24 protein-coding genes and 3 pseudogenes are annotated in these 21,233 nt (G+C 68.0%); 11 read left to right on the top strand and 16 right to left on the bottom strand.

Annotated elements, in window-relative coordinates; translation table 11 throughout:
* Positions 1-116: 116 nt before the first annotated feature.
* On the top strand, positions 117-968 hold the full coding sequence (locus ACFV2O_RS22965) for a crotonase/enoyl-CoA hydratase family protein (RefSeq protein ID WP_379253553.1): 852 nt from the start codon (positions 117-119) through the stop codon (positions 966-968).
* A 172-nt stretch (positions 969-1,140) separates the two neighbouring features.
* Here ACFV2O_RS22965 and ACFV2O_RS22960 read toward each other — a convergent pair whose 3' ends face one another.
* The 3 genes from ACFV2O_RS22960 to ACFV2O_RS22950 form a co-directional block, all read right to left on the bottom strand.
* Positions 1,141-2,349, bottom strand: a complete 1,209-nt coding sequence (locus ACFV2O_RS22960; protein ID WP_379253552.1) for a cytochrome P450 — start codon at positions 2,347-2,349, stop codon at positions 1,141-1,143.
* The gene (locus ACFV2O_RS22955; RefSeq protein WP_379253551.1) at positions 2,346-2,789 is read right to left on the bottom strand and encodes a fatty acid desaturase; all 444 of its coding nucleotides are present in this window, start codon (positions 2,787-2,789) and stop codon (positions 2,346-2,348) included. Before ACFV2O_RS22955 ends, ACFV2O_RS22960 begins: the two co-directional genes overlap by 4 nt.
* A gap of 124 nt (positions 2,790-2,913) precedes the next feature.
* The gene (locus tag ACFV2O_RS22950) at positions 2,914-3,564 is read right to left on the bottom strand and encodes a cyclase family protein (protein ID WP_379253550.1); all 651 of its coding nucleotides are present in this window, start codon (positions 3,562-3,564) and stop codon (positions 2,914-2,916) included.
* Between the two features lie 134 nt (positions 3,565-3,698).
* Between ACFV2O_RS22950 and ACFV2O_RS22945 the strand changes: the two genes are divergently transcribed.
* The gene (locus ACFV2O_RS22945) at positions 3,699-3,905 is read left to right on the top strand and encodes a hypothetical protein (protein ID WP_355074149.1); all 207 of its coding nucleotides are present in this window, start codon (positions 3,699-3,701) and stop codon (positions 3,903-3,905) included.
* Here ACFV2O_RS22945 and ACFV2O_RS22940 read toward each other — a convergent pair.
* Both ACFV2O_RS22940 and ACFV2O_RS22935 read right to left on the bottom strand, forming a co-directional pair.
* Positions 3,889-4,806, bottom strand: coding sequence for an alpha/beta fold hydrolase (locus ACFV2O_RS22940; protein ID WP_379253549.1), 918 nt, complete (start codon positions 4,804-4,806; stop codon positions 3,889-3,891). The genes ACFV2O_RS22945 and ACFV2O_RS22940 overlap by 17 nt on opposite strands.
* 141 nt (positions 4,807-4,947) lie before the next feature.
* Positions 4,948-5,712: a TetR/AcrR family transcriptional regulator gene (locus ACFV2O_RS22935; protein ID WP_379253548.1), complete on the bottom strand. Its 765-nt coding sequence runs from the start codon at positions 5,710-5,712 to the stop codon at positions 4,948-4,950.
* Positions 5,713-5,762: 50 nt separating this feature from the next.
* On the opposite strand from ACFV2O_RS22935, the gene ACFV2O_RS22930 reads away from it, so the two are divergent.
* Positions 5,763-6,581 carry a DUF2505 domain-containing protein gene (locus ACFV2O_RS22930; RefSeq protein WP_379253547.1) on the top strand — a complete coding sequence of 273 codons (819 nt, stop codon included), beginning with the start codon at positions 5,763-5,765 and terminating at the stop codon, positions 6,579-6,581.
* Between the two features lie 51 nt (positions 6,582-6,632).
* Here ACFV2O_RS22930 and ACFV2O_RS22925 read toward each other — a convergent pair whose 3' ends face one another.
* The 3 genes from ACFV2O_RS22925 to ACFV2O_RS22915 form a co-directional block, all read right to left on the bottom strand.
* Positions 6,633-7,697 carry an LLM class flavin-dependent oxidoreductase gene (locus tag ACFV2O_RS22925; protein WP_379253546.1) on the bottom strand — a complete coding sequence of 355 codons (1,065 nt, stop codon included), beginning with the start codon at positions 7,695-7,697 and terminating at the stop codon, positions 6,633-6,635.
* Between the two features lie 4 nt (positions 7,698-7,701).
* Positions 7,702-8,523: a DUF1684 domain-containing protein gene (locus ACFV2O_RS22920; RefSeq protein ID WP_356969288.1), complete on the bottom strand. Its 822-nt coding sequence runs from the start codon at positions 8,521-8,523 to the stop codon at positions 7,702-7,704.
* A 178-nt stretch (positions 8,524-8,701) separates the two neighbouring features.
* Positions 8,702-9,427, bottom strand: coding sequence for an SDR family NAD(P)-dependent oxidoreductase (locus tag ACFV2O_RS22915; protein ID WP_379253545.1), 726 nt, complete (start codon positions 9,425-9,427; stop codon positions 8,702-8,704).
* Positions 9,428-9,485: 58 nt separating this feature from the next.
* Here ACFV2O_RS22915 and ACFV2O_RS22910 point away from each other — a divergent pair, with 58 nt between their 5' ends.
* Complete coding sequence (locus ACFV2O_RS22910; RefSeq protein ID WP_364426657.1) at positions 9,486-10,007, top strand: MarR family transcriptional regulator; 522 nt, start codon at positions 9,486-9,488, stop codon at positions 10,005-10,007.
* 61 nt (positions 10,008-10,068) lie between these two features.
* On the opposite strand, the pseudogene ACFV2O_RS22905 reads toward ACFV2O_RS22910, so the two are convergent.
* Together ACFV2O_RS22905 and ACFV2O_RS22900 are read right to left on the bottom strand one after the other, a co-directional pair.
* A pseudogene (locus ACFV2O_RS22905) lies at positions 10,069-10,280 on the bottom strand (carboxymuconolactone decarboxylase family protein); the annotation flags it as partial.
* 92 nt (positions 10,281-10,372) lie between these two features.
* Positions 10,373-10,867, bottom strand: coding sequence for an anti-sigma factor antagonist (locus ACFV2O_RS22900; RefSeq protein WP_379253544.1), 495 nt, complete (start codon positions 10,865-10,867; stop codon positions 10,373-10,375).
* A gap of 535 nt (positions 10,868-11,402) precedes the next feature.
* On the opposite strand from ACFV2O_RS22900, the gene ACFV2O_RS22895 reads away from it, so the two are divergent.
* On the top strand, positions 11,403-12,674 hold the full coding sequence (locus tag ACFV2O_RS22895; protein WP_379253543.1) for an FAD-dependent monooxygenase: 1,272 nt from the start codon (positions 11,403-11,405) through the stop codon (positions 12,672-12,674).
* Here the strand turns inward: ACFV2O_RS22895 and ACFV2O_RS22890 are convergent.
* Both ACFV2O_RS22890 and ACFV2O_RS22885 read right to left on the bottom strand, forming a co-directional pair.
* Positions 12,637-13,023 carry a hypothetical protein gene (locus ACFV2O_RS22890; protein ID WP_379253542.1) on the bottom strand — a complete coding sequence of 129 codons (387 nt, stop codon included), beginning with the start codon at positions 13,021-13,023 and terminating at the stop codon, positions 12,637-12,639. The genes ACFV2O_RS22895 and ACFV2O_RS22890 overlap by 38 nt on opposite strands.
* A 9-nt stretch (positions 13,024-13,032) precedes the next feature.
* A pseudogene (locus tag ACFV2O_RS22885) lies at positions 13,033-13,155 on the bottom strand (TetR family transcriptional regulator); the annotation flags it as partial.
* Here ACFV2O_RS22885 and ACFV2O_RS22880 point away from each other — a divergent pair.
* Positions 13,128-13,247: pseudogene (locus ACFV2O_RS22880) on the top strand (ester cyclase); the annotation flags it as partial. The pseudogenes ACFV2O_RS22885 and ACFV2O_RS22880 sit on opposite strands and share 28 nt — an antisense overlap.
* Positions 13,248-13,297: 50 nt before the next feature.
* On the opposite strand, the gene ACFV2O_RS22875 reads toward ACFV2O_RS22880, so the two are convergent.
* The 3 genes from ACFV2O_RS22875 to ACFV2O_RS22865 all read right to left on the bottom strand — a co-directional run bounded on the left by ACFV2O_RS22875 (position 13,298) and on the right by ACFV2O_RS22865 (position 16,056).
* Positions 13,298-14,095 carry an SDR family NAD(P)-dependent oxidoreductase gene (locus ACFV2O_RS22875; RefSeq protein ID WP_379253541.1) on the bottom strand — a complete coding sequence of 266 codons (798 nt, stop codon included), beginning with the start codon at positions 14,093-14,095 and terminating at the stop codon, positions 13,298-13,300.
* A gap of 110 nt (positions 14,096-14,205) precedes the next feature.
* The gene (locus ACFV2O_RS22870) at positions 14,206-14,649 is read right to left on the bottom strand and encodes a pyridoxamine 5'-phosphate oxidase (RefSeq protein ID WP_379253540.1); all 444 of its coding nucleotides are present in this window, start codon (positions 14,647-14,649) and stop codon (positions 14,206-14,208) included.
* Positions 14,650-14,808: 159 nt separating this feature from the next.
* Positions 14,809-16,056: a TIGR03618 family F420-dependent PPOX class oxidoreductase gene (locus ACFV2O_RS22865; protein WP_379253539.1), complete on the bottom strand. Its 1,248-nt coding sequence runs from the start codon at positions 16,054-16,056 to the stop codon at positions 14,809-14,811.
* 139 nt (positions 16,057-16,195) lie between these two features.
* Here ACFV2O_RS22865 and ACFV2O_RS22860 point away from each other — a divergent pair, with 139 nt between their 5' ends.
* Genes ACFV2O_RS22860 through ACFV2O_RS22850 form a run of 3 tightly spaced genes read left to right on the top strand, consistent with a single transcriptional unit; the run spans position 16,196 to position 18,201 of the window.
* A complete protein-coding gene (locus tag ACFV2O_RS22860; RefSeq protein WP_379253538.1) occupies positions 16,196-16,951 on the top strand; it encodes an ArsR family transcriptional regulator in 756 nt (251 codons plus the stop codon).
* A gap of 11 nt (positions 16,952-16,962) precedes the next feature.
* Positions 16,963-17,370 carry a VOC family protein gene (locus tag ACFV2O_RS22855; RefSeq protein ID WP_379253537.1) on the top strand — a complete coding sequence of 136 codons (408 nt, stop codon included), beginning with the start codon at positions 16,963-16,965 and terminating at the stop codon, positions 17,368-17,370.
* A 12-nt stretch (positions 17,371-17,382) separates the two neighbouring features.
* Positions 17,383-18,201 carry a TVP38/TMEM64 family protein gene (locus tag ACFV2O_RS22850; protein WP_379253536.1) on the top strand — a complete coding sequence of 273 codons (819 nt, stop codon included), beginning with the start codon at positions 17,383-17,385 and terminating at the stop codon, positions 18,199-18,201.
* Here the strand turns inward: ACFV2O_RS22850 and ACFV2O_RS22845 are convergent.
* Entirely contained in the window at positions 18,110-18,709 is a 600-nt protein-coding gene (locus tag ACFV2O_RS22845; RefSeq protein ID WP_355074183.1) for an SLATT domain-containing protein, read from the bottom strand. The two genes, ACFV2O_RS22850 and ACFV2O_RS22845, sit on opposite strands and share 92 nt — an antisense overlap.
* Positions 18,710-19,535: 826 nt before the next feature.
* Here ACFV2O_RS22845 and ACFV2O_RS22840 point away from each other — a divergent pair.
* Positions 19,536-20,150 carry a hypothetical protein gene (locus tag ACFV2O_RS22840; protein WP_379253535.1) on the top strand — a complete coding sequence of 205 codons (615 nt, stop codon included), beginning with the start codon at positions 19,536-19,538 and terminating at the stop codon, positions 20,148-20,150.
* A gap of 239 nt (positions 20,151-20,389) precedes the next feature.
* Positions 20,390-21,172: a sigma 54 modulation/S30EA ribosomal C-terminal domain-containing protein gene (locus ACFV2O_RS22835; RefSeq protein WP_379253534.1), complete on the top strand. Its 783-nt coding sequence runs from the start codon at positions 20,390-20,392 to the stop codon at positions 21,170-21,172.
* The last annotated feature ends 61 nt before the right edge of the window (positions 21,173-21,233 follow it).

Here is a 21,233-nt window from a genome sequence, read left to right as displayed (position 1 = left end):
GCACGGGCAGCACTAAGTAAACAGTCATTCTCCTTCGAATCGATACGCCGTTCGTCCAATGTCACCCGAACCCCCTGCAAGAGCGCGGAAATCGTCGTGATGGCAAGCTGTTGGTTATGGCCGATATTCGCCTGGACGTCTCCGACGCCATCGCCACCATCACACTCGACCGCCCGCGGCAGCTCAACGCGTTCACCACCGCGATGGGCACGGAGCTGATCGATGCCTTCGATACCTGCGACCGGGACGATCGAATTCGCGCCGTGATCATCACGGGCGCCGGACGCGCCTTCTGCGCGGGCGCGGACCTGTCAGCGGGTGCGGAGACCTTCGTCGCGGGCGACCAGGACGCCGCGGAGTCCTTCCGCGACAGCGGCGGCGAGGTCGTCCTGCGTATGTTCGAATCTCGCAAGCCCATCATCGCCGCCGTCAACGGCCCCGCCGTCGGCGTCGGCATCACCATGACGCTCGCGGCGGACTTCCGCATCGCCGTCGACACCGCCCGCATCGGGTTTGTCTTCAATCGACGTGGCATCGTTCCCGAGTCCTGCTCCAGCTGGTTCCTGCCCCGGCTGGTCCCCATGCAGACCGCACTGGACTGGGTGTACTCGGGCCGCCTCGTCGACGCGAGCGAGGCCCGCGAAGCGGGATTGTTCTCCGCGCTGCATCCGGTGGACACCCTGCTCGACGAGGCGCGTGCGCTCGCGCGCCGCGTCACCGAGCATTCCGCGCCGGTCTCGGTGGCCCTGTCTCGGCAGATGCTGTGGCGCAACCTGGGCGCCGAGCATCCGATGATCGCGCACCGCATCGAGTCCCGCGGCATCTACCACCGAGGCGCGAGCGCCGACGCCAGGGAAGGCGTGACCGCCTTCCTGGAGAAGCGCCCCGCGCGCTTCCCCGACAGCGTCGATCGCGACCTCCCGGACCTTTTCGGCGACGATCTCGCGGTCCCGCCGTTCCGGCCATGAGTCTCTCGGTGCTGATCACCGACCTGTCGGTGCGTCAGGAACCGTCGACGGTGGCGAGGAACTCCCGCAGCAACGCGGTGATCGCCGCGGGTTGTTCCAAGCTGCTGGTGTGACCGCAATCCGCGATGGTGTGCAGGCGCGCGCCCGGGATCGACGCGGCGATGCGCTCGCGCTACACCGAAATGGACAGTTCCGCGGGTCCACGCACGTTGATCCGTCCGTTCCAGCGCAATTCGTCGATGGTCGCGTCGGGGAACCGCCGCACGAAGCGAGTGAAGACGGCCCGGGCCTCGAGCCGGACCAGCGCCGCGCCCAGGCAGTGATGGATGCCCGCGCCGAACGAAAGGTGCTGCTGCGCGTTCGGCCGGTCGAGGCGCAGCTCGTCGCCGTCGACGCCCCAGAACTCGGGATCGCGATTGGCGGCGCCGACGCAGGCGAGCACCAGGCTGCCCGGCGGAATCACCGAGCCGCCGATCGGCATGGACTCCACGGTGATCCGGCGCATCAGTTGCACGGGGGTGTCGTATCGGAGCAGTTCGGCGACCGCGTTCTCGGCGAGTGCGGGGTCTTCCCGGAGTCGTCGTGCCTGGCCGGGGTGGCGCAGCAGGGCGAGGACGCCGTTCGCGAGGTGGTTCACGGTCGTCTCGTGGCCCGCGATGTAGAGCAGCATGACCTGGGCGACCAGCTCGTCCTCGCTCAGCACATCGCCATCGTGTTCGGCGGTGATGAGCCTGCTCAGCAGGTCGTCGCCGGGTGCGGCGCGTTTCCAGCGGACCAGGTCGCCGACCATGGCGAACAGTTCCTGGTTGGCCGACCGGACCTCGGCCTGCAAGGCGGGATCGGGCAGTGGTTCCAGCGCCAGCACGAGTATCGCGGTGAGTTCGCGCAGCCTGGTGTGCTCGACCACCGGGACGCCCAGCATCTCGGAGATGATCGCGAAGGGCACCGGGAACGCCAGTCCCGCGACCACATCCGCGGTGCCCGCCTCGGCGATGCGGTCCAGGGCGGCGTCGACGAGTGCCTCGGCCCTGGGCCGCAACGCCTCGATCGCGCGGGGCGTGAACGCCTTGGCGACGAGGCGGCGCAGGCGGGTGTGATCGGGCGGATTCCGGTCCAGCATGGACAGTCCGCGCATCATGCGGTTTTCCTTGCCGAGCTCGCCGCTGTCGCTCTTCCAGGTCGGCAGACGGGTCAGATCCTGTTCGTCGACCGACTGCGCCGACCGCTGCAGCGCGGCGGCATCCTCGTACTTCGACACGATCCAGAATCCGAGCGGGTGCTCGTGCACGGGTGCGGTGGCCCGCAGCCGGTCGTAGTGCGGATAGGGATTCTCGGCGAAGCCCGCGGCGAACGGATCGAACACGAAGCTGTCGGTGGTCACGGCCACTCCAGCGTTCCGCGCAGACCGCCGCCGGAAAGGTTCGGCGAGTGCGGATCTCCTTCGCGATCGCTGTATTCGTGATGCCGCCGATGCAGGGCCACCCAGGACACCACGCCGCCCTGTCCGGCCATCGAGCCGAGCACCGCCAGCACCGCGGCGACCCACGGCGCCGCCGTGAACGTGCGATGGGTGAACAGCCGGTGGTAGCCGACGGTCACGCCGAGGCCGGTGGCCAGCCACATCGAGAACAGCAGCAGGAATTCGGTCAGGCCGAACGGATGCACCCGGAGAAAGGCGAACGCACCAGCCGTGCCGAGAATCGGCAGAATATCGAAGAGCAGGAAGTGCCGACGTTGCAGCCGATGAATGTAAGTACTGCTGATCGTCTTCCTGCGGGGTTCCGGCTTCTCGCCGTTCGGATCACTATCTTCGGCAATCACTCGACTACACCTCGTCGGTCCAGGGGCCCGATCTCGCCGGCGGGACCGCTCGACCGTAACCCCGTCGGCGAGAGGAACTTCGGCAGAGCAAGAGCCCCCGATCGTGGGATCGAAAGCGTCTATGTCACCACCACGCCACGACGCGCAGCGGAAACGAGCCCATCCCGCGCACCGGCGCAGGCAATGCGACGAGTCTGGCGCCGGTGCCGGGGAGCGCGTCCAGGTTCGTCATCTGCTCGATGATCGGGATTCCCGCGCCCAGCAGCGTGTGATGGCACGGACGTGTCGGCAACGACGTGTCGTCCACGTCGAGCGAGTCGATGCCCACCAACGCCACATTGGCGGCGACCAGCGCATCGGCGACCTCACCGATCAGGAACGGATGCCCGGGGTCACGGTACGCGGCCGAACCCCACTCGGCCGACCAACCGGTGTGCACCAGCACCGCCTTGCCCCACAGGCGCGCGGGATCACCGAGCAGATCAGGGCCCACCGCGCGCAGTCCCCGCGCGCGGATCAGGACGATCGGCACGTTGAACAGCCGTTCCAACGGCAACTCGGCGATGTCGGCGCCTTCGGCGTGGAAATGGTAAGGCGCGTCGATGTAGGTCCCGGTGTGGCCGACCATATCCACGCGTGCGATGTCGTAGGCCATGTCGATCAGCGGCGATCGGTCGCGCGCCACGGCCGTGGTGACGCGTGGTGCGGGCAGGCCCGGATAGGTGAGCATGCCGTCCGAGACCGGATGCGACAGCTCCACGATCGCTCGGCTCATACCTGGGACGCTACCGGCCGATGCCGTGCCCGTACACGGAGTCGTCGCGGGGCCGGACGCGGTGGAAGCGCCGATCGCGATCGGCACCTGCGCGTCGCGCCGAAGAAGGGCAGAATGGACATCGGAAGGTCATCATGCGAGCGCTACAGGGCCTGCTCGGCGTCGTGCTGGGGATCCTCACGGCCGTGCTCGGCACGGTACTGGGGCTGGTCGCGGCCGTGCTGTGGCTCGTCGGCGCGATCCTGTGCGTGACGGTGATCCTGCTTCCCCTCGGTCTGCCGGTCACCAAACTCGCCCGCCGCCTGTTCACCCTCTCCCGGCAACTCATGCATCTGCCCTGACGGCCGTCGCCGCGGGTCGGTCGATCAGGTTTCGTATGGCTTCGATGACGGGGCCGGGCATCTCCTCCGGCAGGAAGTGTCCGCACCGCACGGTCCCGGCGCGAAGATCGTTCGCCCATCCCGACCAGATCGATAGGGGATCGAACGGAAGCACGACCTCGCCCGGATCCTGCCAGAGCGCGGCGACGGGCATGGTCAACCGGCGGCCCGCACGACGATCGGCTTCGTCGTGGACGTTGTCGATGGAGGCGCTGGCCCGATAGTCGGCGCACACCGCGCGAACGGCGCCGGGCGCGCGGGCAGCCGCTAGGTATGCGGCGCGGGCGTCCCCGGGAATCGCGCCGGGTATCCGGCACCAGTCGTCGAGGAAGTGCCCGAAGAACAGATCGGGGTCGGCTCCGATCATGCGCTGGGCCACGTCGGAAGGTTGTGCGAGCAGGTACAGATGAAAGGCGAAGATGCCGGACGTCCCGTGCAGGGTGGACCACATGTCCGCGGCGGGCAGCACGTCCAGAATCGCGAGATGGCTGATCGCGTCCGGGTGGTCCAAACCGGCGCGGAACGCGACCAACCCCCCTCGATCGTGGCCGGCGAGCGCGAATCGCTCATGGCCCAGCGCCCGCATGAGCCCGACGATGTCGGCGGCCATCGTCCGTTTCGCGTAGGTGCTGCCATCCGGCTCGCCGACGGGCTTGTCGCTGTCGCCGTAGCCGCGCAGATCCGGGCAGATCACCAGATGGTCGCGAGCGAGGTCCGTCGCGACGTGCCGCCAAGCGAAATGGGTCTGCGGAAAGCCGTGCAAGAGCACGATCGGGGCGCCTGCTCCGGCCATGGCTACGTGGAGACCGATATCGCCGACCGTCACGCGATCGTAGGCGAATCCAGCAATCCTGTTGCGCATCTCTCGGACAGTAGGACATCGCACCGACAAGCTCTGGCACGTGCACCGGTCGAAAACCACTGCGGCGCTATCGATCGTCAGCGAGAACTGAGATCCCCGGCTTATCGCGTGCGGCCGAACAGTAGCCGCTATCGGGAGCGGCTAACCCCCGCCGGGATGCGGGAACAACAACGGTGCGAGAAAACGCCGGGCGAACTCCTTCGCCGCCGCGGCGTCGGCGAGCGGGAGCGCGCCGCGCGGATTCGAGATGAACGACATCGTCAGGCGGACGAACAGCTCGGCGACCACCTCGGCGTCGAAGACGCCCAGCTCGCCCCGCTTCTGCCAGTGCACGATGAAGCGCGCGACCAATGCCCGTCCCTGCTCGATGAATTCGTCACCGGTGAGGAAACGGGTGAGTTCCCCTGCCGCGGACGAGACGCGAAGGCTGCGCGTCAGCAACCGGGGGGCCTTCGCCTCGCTCACGAACGCCGAGAACATCTCCGCCAGCGCGCTGACCGGACCCGCCGAGCGCTGCACCGCCTCGGCCACGATGATCCCGACCCGTTGCGACTCGGCCATGAGGGCGTAGCGGACCAGCGCGGACTTGGTGCCGAAACGGCGATAGACCGTGGCGACGCCGACACCGGCCTGCTCGGCGATACGGACCATGGTCGTCTCCTCGAAACCCATCTCGGCGAAGCAGTCGCGGGCGGCCTCGACGATGCGGCGCGATCGGGCGTCCAGCGCGGCGAGATCGGCCCATACATCGCCCACCGAGTCCAAAAACTCCGGGACGGTCTGGTCACCGCCGCGTCCCTGCGGGCGCGTGGCGGAATGCGGTTCGGCCGGGCCCACGTCACCCGCGGTCTTGTTCCGCCTGGTGCTCGTCTCGGGCTTGCTCGAATCGTTTCGCTGCGCCCTCATCGGCGTGAGCCTACCGCCCGTCCCGTGCGGCGCCTCACCTCGAGTTCGCCGTGTACGTCCGTGTGCTGCAAGCGGCATGGCGTCTGCTGCCGGATCGGTTGCTGCTGCTCCCGCTGGCCTACAACCGCCTGCAATACGAGAAGCTCGTCCGCTATCACCGTAAGGACGCGCTGGACTCCTTCGCGCCGCCCCCGGGCACGACGGCGGTTGCCCGGTCTGAGACGGCCACTCCCCGCCGGGGGCAAGGCACGCCGCACCGCAGTGGAAGACATACCGGACTGGGTATGCAGATGTCGAAGCTGGTGCTTGCCAAGGTGATTCAGCGGATCCGGCTGCACGGCTCGGCGATTCACCGGCTCGGGCAGGCGGCGCGGCAGGTAGCGTGTGCCGATATGGCGACCCCCTTGGCGTACACGGCCACCTACTCCCATCCGGCCGACGCGCTTCGCGCGGCGCTGGCCGACGAGCGGTACTGGAAAGACCGCGTCGAGGAGGTCGGCGGAGTTCTCGTGGAGTTCGATGCCGCCGAGGACCGTTTGCACGTGCGAATGGTGCAGACCATAGCGGCGGCCGAGTTGCCCGGCGCCGTCACCGCGGTGCGCCCCGAGGGCCTGGTCGTCACCCGCACCGAGACCTACACCCAGGAGGGCGGCAGTTTCGACGCCGACGTCGAGGGTGTGCCCGCGCGGGTGAGCGGCACCGTCCGGCTCACCGAGCAGGATGCCGCCGCGGTGGCGGTGGTGGACGGCGCGGCCGAGGTGGGGATCCCGTTGTTCGGCAAGAAGATCGAAGCGGCCGTCGTCGCCCGGCTGCTCGACATGCTCGCCGCGGAAGCGGAATTCACCGATGCCTGGATCACGAACCACTGACACGTCGACCGGCACCCGGAGTCGATCGGGCAGTCGATCGGGCATCAAGGATCACGCGGGGGCGGCCACCTCACCGGTCTCGTGCTCTGAACCGGTCGCGGTCCGACGACCCAGCGCCGGCGCGATCAACTCCACGGTGTCGTGCAGGATCTGCTCGTAGTCGGCGCGGTGGAACTCGTACGGAAGCTCCAGTCGCAGTTCCGAAGTCTGCGCGAGCACCGGATCGGCCCGCAGCCGATCGATGATCTCCTCGGCGGGCCCGACCAGGTCCGGGGCGAACAGCACACGCCGCGGCCCCTGCGGCGCGAGGGTGCGCTCGCGCCTGCTCTCCGCGTACTGCCGGTACCGCTCGCGAGTCGCGCGGTCGGCGCTGTCGAACGGAACGATCACCCGTCCCACCGCGACCCGGGCGGGCCGAGCCGGATCCACCAGTCCGCGGTACTCGCCGATCAGGCTCGACTGGGTGGTGGTGAAATCGTCGCTGTGCTCGCCGAACACGATGTTCCCCGTCAGGAGGTTCAGCCCGTTCTCCCCTGCCCAGCGCACCGAACGGGTGCTGGCCCCGCCGTACCACAGCCGGTCGATCAAACCGGGATTGTGCGGCTGTAACCGCGGCCGCTGGGTGTTGCCCGGGGAGTGGATCACCGTGTCGGCGTCACCGAGATAGTCGCCCCGCAGGTTCTCGATCAGCCGGGCGATCCGTCCGTAGGAAAGATCGTAGGTGCGCCAGTCCCCGTCGAAGACCAGGCCGCCGAGCAAGTCGGCATGCGGCGGCGTGCCCGCACTGAAACCGGCTTGCAACCGGCCCCGCGACAGCACATCCGCCAGCGACAGATCCTCGGCCAGCCGGAACGGGCTTTCGTAGCCGATGGGAATCACCGCCGTGCCCAATTGGATTCGACTGGTGCGCTGACCGGCGGCGGCCAGGAACACCGCTGCCGACCCGACGCCGTGCTCGAGATGACGCTGCCGGATCCACGCACCGTCGAAACCGAGGCTTTCGCCGTACTCGAACAGCCGTAGTGTGTCCTCGAGCCCGGAGTACGGATCGTCGTCGGGATAGTTGCCCGGCGTCAGGAACGACAACGTCCTGATCCGAGGTGCCTTGTCGCTCATCGGTTCAGCCGCGCTCGTACGGCAGCTTCTCACCGGCTTCGATCGCGACCGGGAGCCGGTTCTCCGCGGGCGGCAACGGGCAGGTCGCCAGGTCGGTGTAGGCGCAGGGCAGATTCGCGGCCCGATTGAAGTCCAGCTCCACCGACCCGTCGGCATCCGGCGGCGACAGCTGCAGCACCCGGTTGGCGGCGTACGTGGTGACCCCGGAGGTTTCGTCGGTGAAGAGCACGGTCAGGGCGCCGGGGTCCTTGCCGGGGAAAGCGGTCAGGCGCAGCGGCCGTCCGTCCAACTCGAACTCGACCTGCCCCGGCGCGTCGTAGACGTGTTCCAGTCCTTCGACAGCGGCGCCGACCGTGGTCGGCTGCGGCTCCGGGAAGGCGACATATCGCCCGGAGACCACCCACTTCGGGTGCGGCGCGTAGGCGGGCGTGCCGCGAAATGCCGTGCGCAGCGGGTTGTCCGGGTGCCGTGGCCGAACGATGTCGTGCCCGCCGCGCTTGGCGACCTCGATCACCGCGTCACCCCAGACAGCGTTCACGCCGCCGCGTTCGGGGATGACCCCGAACACATGCCGGCCGCGCACGGGTGTCCCGTCGACCACCAGCTCCTCACCGTCGTCGAGCACCACCGTCACACCGTCGGCGCCGGTGGACCAGGCACCCGGCGCGTCGGAGAATCGCTGCGGCGTCTCGGCCAGCCAGTGCAGATCGGTGATGGCCAGGAATCCGTGCGGGTCGGCCAGTCGCGCCTCTTGTCCGCGGTGCCAGTCCTGCCAGTCGGCGACGAAGGCGTCGGTCGGAGTTGCCGCGGCGGCCTGCGCTGTCATGTGGTGCTCCTCGTCTGAAGCCGTGTCCGCCCCGGTTCGGTGCCGTCCCCACGATTCGAGCCGAGACGTGCGACACCGCTCCGGACGACGAACGGAGGTGATACCGGATTCAACCGCACGCGCCCGTGCGCGAATAGAATTGCGATCAGCCCGAACCCAATCGCCGCTCACGGAGCATTCATCTGGTCGTGTGCGCACCGCCGTTGACGTGAATCGTCTGGCCCGTGATGTGCCGGGCGTGCGGGGAGGCCAGGAACTCGATCAGCCCGGCGACGTCATCGGGCTCACCCGCGCGTTTGTCGTGCGTGGAGTCGATCAACCAGCTACGCCGTTGCTCGCTCAGTTGCCCTTGGAAGAAATCGGTGTTCTCGATGTAACCGGGCGCGACCGTGTTCACCGTGACACCCTTCGGCGCCAGTTGCGCCGACAAACCGGCCGACCACGCCGCCAGCGCCGCCTTCGCGGCGCCGTAGGACCCCGCGGCGTACTCCGCGCCGATCGAGCCGACATTGATCACCGCTCCACCAGGTCGCAGCCGCTCCCGCAACGCCGAGGTGGTCAGGACCGCACTCAAGAGATTCGTCGACAGGTTCGCCGTCCACTGCTCGGCCAACTCCGCCAACGACACCGCGGCGCCGTTCCCGACGACGAGATCGGTGTTGCCCCCGGCCATGTTCACCAGCACATCCACTTCGGGCCCGACCGATTCGGCGAACCGCTCCACCTCCGTGGGAATCGCCGCATCACAAACGATTCCCCGCACTCCGAGTTTCTGCGCCGCCCGCTCCACCCGTTCCTTCGAACGCCCGGTGATCACCACGTCCGCCCCGCCTTCGGCGAACCGCTGAGCCACCCGGCGTCCGATTCCCCCGCTCGCACCGGTGACGACGACCGTTCCGCGCATTCTCATCTCCTCTCGGTATATTTAGCGCTAAATGTACCGAGGGGAGAGACTTCCGGCAATGACGCACGAAGCACACGACGAGATACCTTCGGCCGCCCGGATAGCCGCGGCATGGCGCCGTGAACTGCCCGGCGCGCGAGTCGAGTCGATCGAGATCCTCACGCCGCTGTGGCGAGTGGCCAAACTCCTCACCGACGAGCGACAGCGCACCCTCCAGCGGCTCGGCATCGACGAATCGACCCTCGATCTGCTCAGCACCCTGCGCCGATCCGGTCCGCCCTACCAGCTGACCACCCGCCAGATCGCCGCCCGCAGCCTCGTCACCGCGGGCGCCGTCTCCCAGCGCCTCGCCCGTGCGGAAGCGGCCGGGCTGATCACCCGCGAACCGACCTCGACCACCCGGCGCGGCGTCCTGGTCTCGCTCACGCCGGACGGCCATCGCCACATCGAACAGGTCGTGCCCGCCCTACTGGAGCACGAAACCGCCTTCACCGACCAACTCGCCGCCGACGAACGCACCGTGCTCACCGCGGCTCTGCGCACACTCGAGGCGGCGATCCGATCCGCCGAACCGGCATAGACCCCCGCGCCGACTCGGTCAGGCGCCGGACAGATCCGCGGACAGGTCCCTGATTTCCACGACCGGCCCGGCTCTGACCCAATTCGCGCGAGGCCGGATCGAGGATCGCGTTGCGGTAGACGGCGAAACCGCGCACAGCGTGCCGGAATACGTCCGGCGATTGAGCGAACACGGTCCACCAGTCGCCGGGTGTGGCATGGATCGTGCCGTGATCGACGGCGGGATCCTTGCCGGGCCGAACAGCCGGTCGTAGAAGAAGAGGATTCGTTCGATGTGATTGCTGACACGTCGCCTGTCAAGGCTCGATCCGCCGACCCCGGCACCAGGGCATTCGAGCGGAGCCCCGGTGCCGGGAAGACGGAGCGTCAGAGAAGTCGCGGCTCCGCTGTACCGGCGTGACCGCGCCACGCCGCACGTGGCCCGATGCCGTGGAATCGCCCGCTCGGCAGCGAGTCGGCCAGCGCGTCCTCGACAGAGGAGTGAACGGGCCGCAGGGCGTCGAGGTCGAGGACGGCCACGACGCGGGCCACTACCAGCCGGTCACCGACCACTCGCAGCCGGACGCCCCGGCGCAGGCATGCCTCGGATTCTTCGGCCAAGATCAGCAGCGAACGGCAGGACATGAAGCCGAGACCGCTCGCATCGATCACGATCGACCCCGGCGCCGCGGTGGTCGCTCCGGCCTCGTATAGCAATCGCCGCCACGCGGGCAGCGTGTAGGCATCGACTTCACCATGGACGTGGACGACGGTCGCGTTGCCGCAGTGTTCGATGGTCGCGTCCAGTCCGAGGAGAGCGTCTTTCCACCCGTCCGACGAGGGTTGGGCGGCGCCGCCGAGACCGTGCAATTCTGTGCTCATAGGGCACTCGATTCGTTTCGCGCCTAGCGCGCTCGATACCGGCCCACCCTGCATCCTCAAGACAGACCCGTCCCTTATTGCTAACAGAGACATGCCCATCTGTACAGCGGTGCGGATCCGAGCGGTTACCTGGACAGGTCGTGGGACGGGCTGCGGTACCTGTTGGAGTCGGCCGAGGCGGGAGGCCGCGCGCTGCTCAGCGGGCGCCCAACTGCGGAACCGATCGACGGCGACCCGTCACGGCCGGATAGGAACGGCACGTAGCCACGCCGGGCCGTCACCGATCTCCCATGGCCGCAGGCCGATCGTATGAGCGGTTCCTGCCGACCGTGAACGCTGACATTTGTTCAAGACGAATCTTCGGCCGCTCAGCAAGGTAGTCCCTGCACGGACCGTCCGAAGGAGAACCAATGGCTGAGACCAGCGCCGCTGCGGCATCGAGTCTGCGTTCGGATCCAGATCCGAAGTGGCAGTGGAGTTTCGGATCGAAGATGCCCAACTGATCGGCGATTTCAGCAAAAAGGGAGGCATACTCATGCGGATCCTCATCTCCGGTGCAAGCATCGCCGGACCGGTGCTGGCGTACTGGCTCACCAGGCACGGCTTCTCCGTCACCGTCGTCGAACGCGCCCCGACCCTGCGCAAGACCGGCGGCCACGCGGTCGACCTGTTCCGGCCCGCGATGGACATCTCACAGAAGATGGGCGTGCTGGCGCGCGTCCAGGAACGGGCCACCGGCACGAACCGGATGACACTCCACCCCGAAGGCGCGGGGCGGCCCGCCAGCGTGGATCTCGCCAAGATCTTCGGCGCCACTTCCGACCAACACGCCGAGATCATGCGCGACGACCTCAGCGAGATCTACTACGACGCCGCGTCCGACGACGTCGAATATCTCTTCGGCGACTCGATCACCGCGATCTCACCCGAGGGCGAGGTGCGGTTCGAGAAGTCCGCGCAGCGCCGCTTCGACCTCGTCGTCGGCGCGGACGGGCTGCACTCCACCGTGCGCCGCCTGATCTTCGGCGAGGAATCGCGCTTCAGCGCCTTCGCCGGGGCCTATCTCGGGGTGATGACCCTGCCCGGCGCCTACGGCTGCGACAGCGAACTCCACATCCACGTCGGCGTCGGCCGCACCGCAGGTATCTACGGTGTACGCCACCTCGACGAGGCGCGTGCGTTGTTCCTGTTCCGCAGCAACCGCGAACTCGACTACCAGCGCCACGACGTGTCACGGCAGAAAGAGCTGCTGCGTGGAGCATTCCACGGTTTCGACACCGACGTGGACCGCTGGCTCGACGAACTCGACCCCACCCCGGCGTTCTACTTCGACTCCATCACCCAACTCCGCATGGACACCTGGTCCCGAGGCCGGGTGACGCTCGTCGGCGACGCGGGCTACTGCCCCGGCCCGGCCGTCGGCGGCAGCACCACGCTGGCCGTCGTCGGCGCGTACGTCCTCGCCGGAGAACTCGCACGAGCGGGCGGCGACCACGAGCGCGCCTTCCCCGCCTACGAACACGCGATGGCCGAACACATACGCGGCGGCCACGCGGTCGCGCTCAGCGCAGCCAAGACCCTGATCCCCACATCCCGCCTCGGTGTCTCGGGACTGGTGCAGGCCACCCGACTGTTATCCGCCCTGCCCGCAGGCCCCGGCCGCGCCTTCCTCCGCCTCGCCACCAAAAGCACACGCGTCTACAACGCTATGACCGTCGACGACTATCCACCACCGCCCACCGCATCAGGAGGCCTGGGCGGCGACCCGTTCAGCCCTCGGACGTCAGACCCTCGAAGGTCAGGGTGAGCAGACGGCGAGCATGGTCGGCATCGCCGTTGCCCGCGTGTGCGATCGCGGAGACGAGGGTCATCAATTCGGTCACCTCGAGATCGGCTCGAATGAGACCGGCGGCTTGGGCATCCCGCAACAGCGGCATGGCAGCGGCATCGGTCATGCGATGCCACGCTGCGACCTCCGGGGTTTCGTCGCCGTCGCGAAGTCCATACGCGTTGACGAACGCCTCGCGCAAGCCTCGGCTGACCGCGATGTGATCGATGACCGCATTCAGCCAGCCGAGCAAGGCGTCACCGGCCGCACCGCCGCCCGCTAGCTCGGTGGCCGCGGCACACAGCGCGTCGATCCGCTCGCGGTACACGGCCGTGATCAGGTGCCCGCGGGTCGGGAAATGCCGGTACAGGGTGGCATTGGCGACACCGGCCGCGCGAGCGATGTCATCGAGCGAGGCGGCGGCGCCGAAACTTCGGCCTGCCGCCGACCGGTCAGCGATTCGAGACGACGGGCATGGACATGATCCGAGTGCACGACGGCAGGCTCATCGAGCACTGGATGGTCGCGGAACCCTTCCAGGCGGCCGGATAGGCGACAGAGCGCGAGCTACGCGCGGGCGAAGTTCGTCCTGCGCGGCACTCTCAGTAGAAGACCGGACCCGGGACGCCGCCGCCGACCGCGATGGCGTCGCCGGTGATCGCGATACTGCGGGGTGACGCGAGGAAGGTCACCACGTCGGCGACTTCCGCGGCGTCGATGACCCGGCGCAGCGTATTCTTCGCCAGCTCGGCTTCGAGTTCGGTGACCGCATTCCCCGACTCCTCGGCTTGCGCGGTCAACCGCTGGGTCAGGCGTTCGGTCCTGGTCAGCCCCGGATGCACGACCGTCACATTGATGCCCTTCGGACCGAGCTCGTCCGCCAAATTCTTGGTCAATGCCGAGACGCTGATGTTCCGAATCGTCTGGGCGATGGAATTCGCCTGGCGCGCACCGAGTCCACTGATGTTGATGATCCGGCCCCAGCCCTGCTCGACCAGATGAGGGGCGACCGCGCGGGCGGTGCGCAGATATCCGAGCACCTTGATCTCCACTTCACGCCGCACCACGTCGTCGCTGGTGGCCGCCAGGTCGGCGCTCGCGCCCGCACTCCACGGCGTGGCGGCGGAGTTCACCAGGATGTCGACGCCGCCCAATTCGGCGACGGTGCGCTCCACCAGCGCCTCGACTTGGCTGTCGTCGCCGGTGTCGGTCGGTATCGCGACCACTCGCCGACCCGTCTCCTCGGCCAATGTCCGGGCAGCGGCCGCGAGCGGTTCGGCCGCACGCGCCGCGATCACCACATCCACACCTTCGTTGGCGAGCCCGCGAGCGACAGCCAATCCGATCCCTCGGCTGCCGCCGGTCACGATCGCGCGTTTTCCATCCAGATCGAGATTCACCAGGCTGACGCTAACAAGCCTGTCGATCCCGGTAACCGATCCCGCTCGACATGATCGGAACTACGCGCTGCCCCGCGTCCATTTCCGGCTCTCCCGGGGCGCGGCGGAGCTCAGCCGTTGCCGTAGACGCGATCCGGCGAGATCAACACCACCGCCCGGCGCTCGGCGGCCATCACTCTGTCGTACTCGTCCCAATCCTCGTGCACGCCACCGGCCGCGGTGAACACCTCACGCAGCAGCAACCGCAACCGCTCGGCGTCGACCCCGGGGGCCGGGTCGTCCGGACCGGCGATCCACACCGGCCCCTCGGCGGCGCACCATTGCCAACCGACACGGACCACGATCGTGGCCCGCGCCCGGGCCCGCAGGTTGTCCAGTTTGCGCGCGCCGCCGCGTACCACCATGCCGACCACGTCGGCACCGGTCGCCGGGTGTCGCAATACGCCGGCGTTGACCAGCGACGACTGGATCGTGTTGTCGGCTCGAAGGGTGGAGACGACACAAAGTCCGTGGTCACCGGCGATCAGCCGGGCGAAGTCCGCGAGATCGGTCACGCCGGAAGTCTACGTACTCGAGCGGGCGCGGGCCGTCGGGAACAGCGAGTTGCGCAGTACCGCTGATATTTTCCGCACAACGCGCTCGGTAACACACCCGGCCACGCCATGCGCGCGCCGTGGCAGTGCTTGCTGCCCGGGCTCAGAGAAGATCGCGGCTCAAAGTCGGCCGACGATTAGTTCGGGCGTGACCCGGACGACGACCATCGGAGTATCCCCGTAGGTGGCCGCGGCTTCCGGATTGTGCTCGCGATAGGTCTTGCCGGTGTACTTCAGCGCCAAACGATCCCGTATTTCGAGACCGCCTTCGGTGGACAGGGTCGCGGTACCGTGGATCGCGGCGTAGGTGTAGGGCTGCTCGGGCGGGTTGACCAGCACGCCGACTCGGGCGTCACGGCGCAGGTTGCGCTCTTTGCGACTGCCCTCCCCCACGACGAAGAGGACATCGTCCCCGTCTCGCAGTATCCACACCACCGATTGATGTGTGCTGCCGTCGGGCTGGATCGTGGCAACGACACCGAATACGGGCGAGTCGAGGACCTGCCGCAACCTGGCCGGGGAAATGCCCGACGCCGTCGACTGCAACCGTCCGAGCAGCTTCGTCGTCTCGCCGTACAGCCGCGCGGCCGCGGCGGTGTCGAACTCGGGTCCGTGCACGTCCAACGGCTGTCCCTGCGCGATCGCGGTCAGCGCCTCGACCGGCGGATCGTCCAGTACCGCGAGGATCGGGCGGATGGCCTCGTCGATCGGTCGTGCGGTGCGGCGCATCGTTTCGATCCTGGCCGCCATCTCGGCGTCGTAGTCGCCGGACAGGGCGGTGTTCACCACCCCCGGATGCACCAGCACGTATCGCACTCGCGCCGACACCGGCCTGCGCGCGAACTCGATGCCGAGCAGATCGTTGAGCTGACCGCCCTGCGCGAGCGCGTGCAGGCCGTGGTAATCGCGCTCGAGACCCAAGTCGTCCCAGCGGATCTCGCCGGTTCCGCTGCCCGGACCGGCCACATTGACGATGACCGGGTTCGGGGCGGTGTTCAGCAGGTCGATCAGTTCGTAGCTGAGCACGAATCGGCTCAGGTAGAACAGCGCGAAGGTGTATTCGAACCCTTCCGCGGTCACCAGCCGATCGGACCGGTAGTGCCTGGCACAGAGCACCAGGGCATCCACCGTGGTGAAACGGGTTCGGATGGCGTCGATGGCGGTGCGGGTCGCACCGATCGAACTGAGATCCGCGGGCACGAAATGCGCACGGTCGCCCGCCCCGAGCTCCTCGGCTGCCGCGAGAAGGCTCTTGCCTTTCTCGGCGTCTCGCCCGACGACCACGACGGCGTCTCCAACGGCAAGCCGCTTCAGGGCGACAGCCCGGCCGATCCCATCGGTACCACCAACGACCACAACATATTTCATGACACAAAGTTAACCGACTAGTTCAGATAAGTCATCTTCACGGTACTGCCTATCACACTGTTTGGTTCAATGAAGCCGAACTACGGACCGAGCAGAGATCGGTATATACATCAAATTGGTTTGATGTAATGTGGGCGAGGTGGGTACCACGGATCGAGTTCCGGTTCCGCTGCTGATGCGCATGACGGCACATCCGCTGCGGTGGGCGTTGATGACCGAGCTGGCGGCGAGTGATCGCCGGGTGCGGGAGCTGGTGCAAGCGGTCGGGGAGCCGCAGAATCTGGTGTCGTATCACCTACGGCTGCTGCGGTCGGCCGGGTTGGTCGACGCGCGCCGCAGCAGTTTCGACGGCCGCGACAGCTACTACCATCTCGACCTGTCCCGGTGCGCGGCCGCATTCGGTGACGCCGCGGTTGCTTTGCATCCGGCGCTGGCTCCGTCCGGCCGCACATGGCCGAAGGACTGTTCGGTGTTGTTCCTGTGCACCGGTAACAGTGCCCGGTCGCCGATGGCCGAGGCACTGCTGCGGCACCGCGTGACCGGCGTCCGGGTCGCCAGCGCGGGCAGCCATCCCAAACCGCGGATCCATCCGAACGCGGCGCGAGTGCTCCGGGAGGACTACGGGATCGACCTGGGTGCACAGCGACCGCAGGCGCTCGATGCGGTCGCCGACCGCCGCTTCGATTACGTGATCACGTTGTGCGACAAGATCCGCGAGGTACCCCGCGACCACGGCCGCGCCGTCGCGACGCATTGGAGCCTGCCCGATCCGGCCACGACCGGCGACACCGACCGCGCCACATATCCGGAGTTCCGTCGTCTCGCCGGCGAACTCGACACCCGCATCGGGTTCCCGCCCATGCCCACCGCCATGTCCTCGGCACACAACAACTAGGAGATCCAGCCATGACCACGACCGCACCGATCGAACTCGCCCGAGTCCGCTACCTCGTCGACAATGTGGCCGCGGCGGTCGAGTTCTACACCACCCACCTCGGGTTCACCGTCGACTTCGACGCCTCCCCGGCCTTCGCCGCAGTGGTGCGCGGCCCACTGCAGTTGCTGCTGGCGGGGCCGAAGAGTTCGGCGGCACGCCCGATGCCCGATGGCGCTACCCCGGAACCCGGCGGCTGGAATCGTCTCCAGCTGGTCGTCGACGATATCGCCGCCGAGGCCACGCGGCTGCGAGCCGCGGGCGTCACCTTCCGCAACGACATCGTCGACGGCCCCGGCGGGCAACAGGTGCTCCTCCAGGACCCCTCCGGCAACTTCGTCGAACTGTTCCAGCCCGCGCCCCGCCCGACAGCACGCTGAGAGCATCGACTCATGCCGGTCGACAACCCCGCCGCTGGTGTAGCGGCAACCGATGGTCACCGCAGGCCGCGGTGGCGTGATCCGCGACTGATCGCCGTCGTGCTGCTGCCGGTCGTGTTCGTGTCCGGCGCGGCAGTCGTTCCGCACCTGGGTGCCGACCAGATCCGCAGTTGGGCACAAGAAACCGGTCCATGGCTGCCGCTGGTGTTCTTCACCGCGCACGCCGCGGCGACCATCGTCCTGCCACGGATCGCGTTCACTCTCAGCGCCGGACTGCTGTTCGGCCCGGTCACCGGCGTCGCTGTCGCGATCGCCGCGACCACGGTCAGCGCGGTCGTGGCGTTTCAGCTCGTGCGCGCGGTCGGCCGCGAGGCCGTCGCGGCCCGGCTGCTGACCCATCCGGCGGTCGCCGCGGTCGACCGGCGCCTGGCCCGCCGCGGCTGGCTGGCGGTGGGGTCGCTGCGGCTGATCGGCCCGGTGCCGTTCGCACTGATCAACTATTGCGCCGGCCTGTCCTCGGTCCGGCTCGCGCCCTACCTGGTCGCCACCGTCGTCGGCGTGCTGCCAGGAACGATCGCGGTCGTCGCGCTCGGTGACGCTCTGACCGGGCACACCAGCCCGGCCTTGCTCGCGACCACCGTCGCCTGCGCCGCGATCGGAGCGGCCGGACTGCTCGCCGACGCCCGTCTCGGCGCCGACGAACCAGTAACGAACGCGCCTACGACAACGGCAGCCGGCGCTACCTCCGGTCCAGCCTGCTCATCCGCGGTTGCGCCGACAGCTGCAATTGCCCGGTCCAGCTGTCGGTTTCGTGTGCGATCACCTCGTTGACCCGGTAGGAGAAATCCCGCAGCAGTCCCATCCTGCGGTCGATTTCCCCATTCGAATTGGCGGGCGCGCGGGAGACCGAAGCCCACTCGAGTTGGAAGTCGCACAGCATCGCGTTGATCGACTGCGCGCTGCGGATATCGCGCGCCCACGCCGTCGAGACACCGAAGAACCGGTCGCATGCCGCGCTTCCGGCGGCGCAGGCGAGCAGGATGTATCCCCAGCTCGGGTCGATGGCGTGGACTCCGGCGGTGGTCAGCAGGGGCACCAGGATTCCGAGTAAGCCGAGCACGATCATCGCCGCGGTGAGGGCTAGGCTCGCCCGCCGCTTCGTTAGACCGTCCCGCGAATACCACTCGCGCGCGTCCATGGCGTACGCCTCGACACGTTGGAACAGCCGGGCAAGGGTCTCATCGGAACTCGACCAGTCGGCGGAGCGGAGGTCCAGCGAACGCGGTACTCCGAGATCCTGCGAGCGATCCCCGCCGATGGGCGATCGGTGCTCTGTCACGGCCCGTACTGTATCTCGCCTACGGCTCCAGAATCACCTTTCGGCCGTTTGCCAGGCGGCCGGAGCGGCGTCGGCAACCCTACTCGGCACGTCCGATCGGCACCGCCGGATGCACCGTTTCACATTGTGCAGCAAGGTTTTTCAGCGCGCTGCTAGATCGTGGACTGATTCCGCATCGACCGCGCCGAGGTGTTGCGATGCGTGGATCGACGAAAGTTGCGACTTAGTAACGGATTCGGGCGACACGTGGTCTCCAGGTAAGTCGTCGGTCAATTCCGGCACCACTGCCGGAGAGATTGCAACGGCACCGAATCGGACTGTGCTACAGATCTTTCGACGCCCGCCTGCGATGCGGACGAACGGCGCTGCACCGACCGCTGTCCGACGTCGGCAGAATGCACCGAACTCTTCCCGAACGCGGCAGTCCGTCTGCTCGAATGTTCACACAGACCTGGAAGCCGAAGTGCCGGGCGAAGGGTGGGGTGGCCGGGTGAGGCGATCTCCATTTCCGCACCCGCCCCAGGCACCCCACCGAGATTTCAAAATCGCGTTGATCGCAACCATTCTCCGAGCGTTCGGCAGCTCTTAACGTCCGGATAACCCTGCTGCCTACCGTGCGTGAGGCCGACCGCAGTCGGGACCGCCCTGTCCACCTGGGTTCCCGACGGCGAACCCTTGTCCTCGAGTTCGGAGCGAAGTGCAGCCAACGCCGTGGTCAGCAAAGGACACTCGACTCGAGCGAGAACCCAGCGCGGCGCCGGGACGGCACGGCGAATTCCGTGCATCCCTGTCGGCGTTGCAGGGCCACTGGGGCTACCTGTGCGCCGTGGCCGGCAGTATCGTCACGCTGATCCTGCTGTTCCAGCCGTGGCTCAGGGCTGTGGGCGCCGACGGCAAAGCCAGTGCCGATGCCTTCGGCCGGATCACCGCGACCACTTCCTACCTGAACGTCTGGTCGTCGTCGCAGCCGCCCACCGCGCGGATCAGCGGCGCCCTGGCACTGCTGTCCGCGGGCGCGATCGTCCTCACCGTCTGCGTGGTGGTGGTGAATCTCCGGCTTCGCACCGAGGTCCTGTCACGCACGGCGACGGCGTGCGCGGTGACGACCGCGGCGCTGGTCCTGCTCACCGTGCTCTACGTCAACAGCAAGGCTCCCGAGCTGCGCGCCATGCTCGCCCGCTCCACGGACTTCGGCGGGCAGGTCGGCATGGTGACGAGTTGGGCGTTCGGCAACGGCAGCCTGATCGCGCCGGGAGTCCGGCAGGTCTCTTACAACACCGCGGGACTCACCCACTGGGCTCTGCTCGCAGGTATCACTTCGCTGGGCTCGGCCGTCATCGCCGTCGCCCAATGGGCCTACAACCGTCCGGCCACGTCGCTACGCCTGCCACGGCGTACGGCCGGTGCGCGTTCCGGCGAACCGGCCGGACGCGTCGAGTGAGCAGGCCCGCGGACCACCGCACGCTCCGCTGACGCCTCGATCTGCCCGCCGGCCGGACACATGGCCGGCCGTCGCATCGGCGGCCTCCACGATCCCGCGCGACGGACGGCCGATCGCCGAGGGACTTCACGATGCTGAAAGTAATCGGCGTAGCGGACTTTCGGCCCTACGGGCACGACCCACGCTGCGGGCACAGTCTTGCCAGGTGAGTCGGTGGGGCGAGAGCAGTGGAGGATGGGATGTCGCTGGTGTCGGAGGTGTGGTCGTCGACGTCGTTCCCGGAAGTCGCCGTGTTCGCCACCGGCCGAGTACCGGCCCTCGAGCGGGAACGCTTCGCCGGTACGGTCGGCCGTCTACTGCGGCGATTCCCTGTCGCGGGCGCCGCCCGCCTGCGGATCACGGCCCCGGACAGCGACGACGGCCCGATGGTCATCCAGGTGAATCTGTCCGTCGGTGACACCTGCGCGCGGATCCAGACGTTGGCACATCGTCGTGGTGACGCGTTGCCGACGGTGATCCGGTTGCAACGGCAGATCAAGGCGTTGCAGAAGCCGTGGGAGCCGCGGCCGTGGCCGGATCCGGACCGTCGGCCGCTGGACGCACCCGGCCCGGGAGAACTGGTCCGCCGCAAGGCGGTTGCGCTGACGACGGGCTCGCTGCCCGCGGCGACGGCGCTCTTGGACGCGATGGATTACGACGCGCATCTGTTCACCGATGCCGAGACCGGCGAGGACGCCGTCGTCTACCGCGCCGGACCGTTCGGGCTGCGGATGGCGCGCCAGCACAGTGTCCATACGCCACACTCGATCGTCGGCAGTTCGGGACTGTTCACCATCAACCCCCGACCGGCACCGGCGCTCACCGAAACACGAGCAGTGGAACGGGTATGCGAATACGGATTGCCGTTCCTGTTCTACACCGACCCACCGTCGGGACGCGGCCACCTGATGTATCGCCGCTACGACGGCGGCCTGACGCTCGTCGCACCCCGTACCGGCGCCATCGACACGGCGACCGCCTGAAAGTCGTCACTTCCCCGGCGTTATCCGTCCGACCTCGGTCGTCGCTGATCGCGACCGGGCC

The organism is Nocardia sp. NPDC059691, from assembly GCF_042733915.1.
Classification (GTDB): Bacteria; Actinomycetota; Actinomycetes; order Mycobacteriales; family Mycobacteriaceae; genus Nocardia; species Nocardia sichangensis.
Note: the sequence above shows the minus strand (reverse complement) of the source record. Positions and strands in the feature narration are given on the sequence as shown.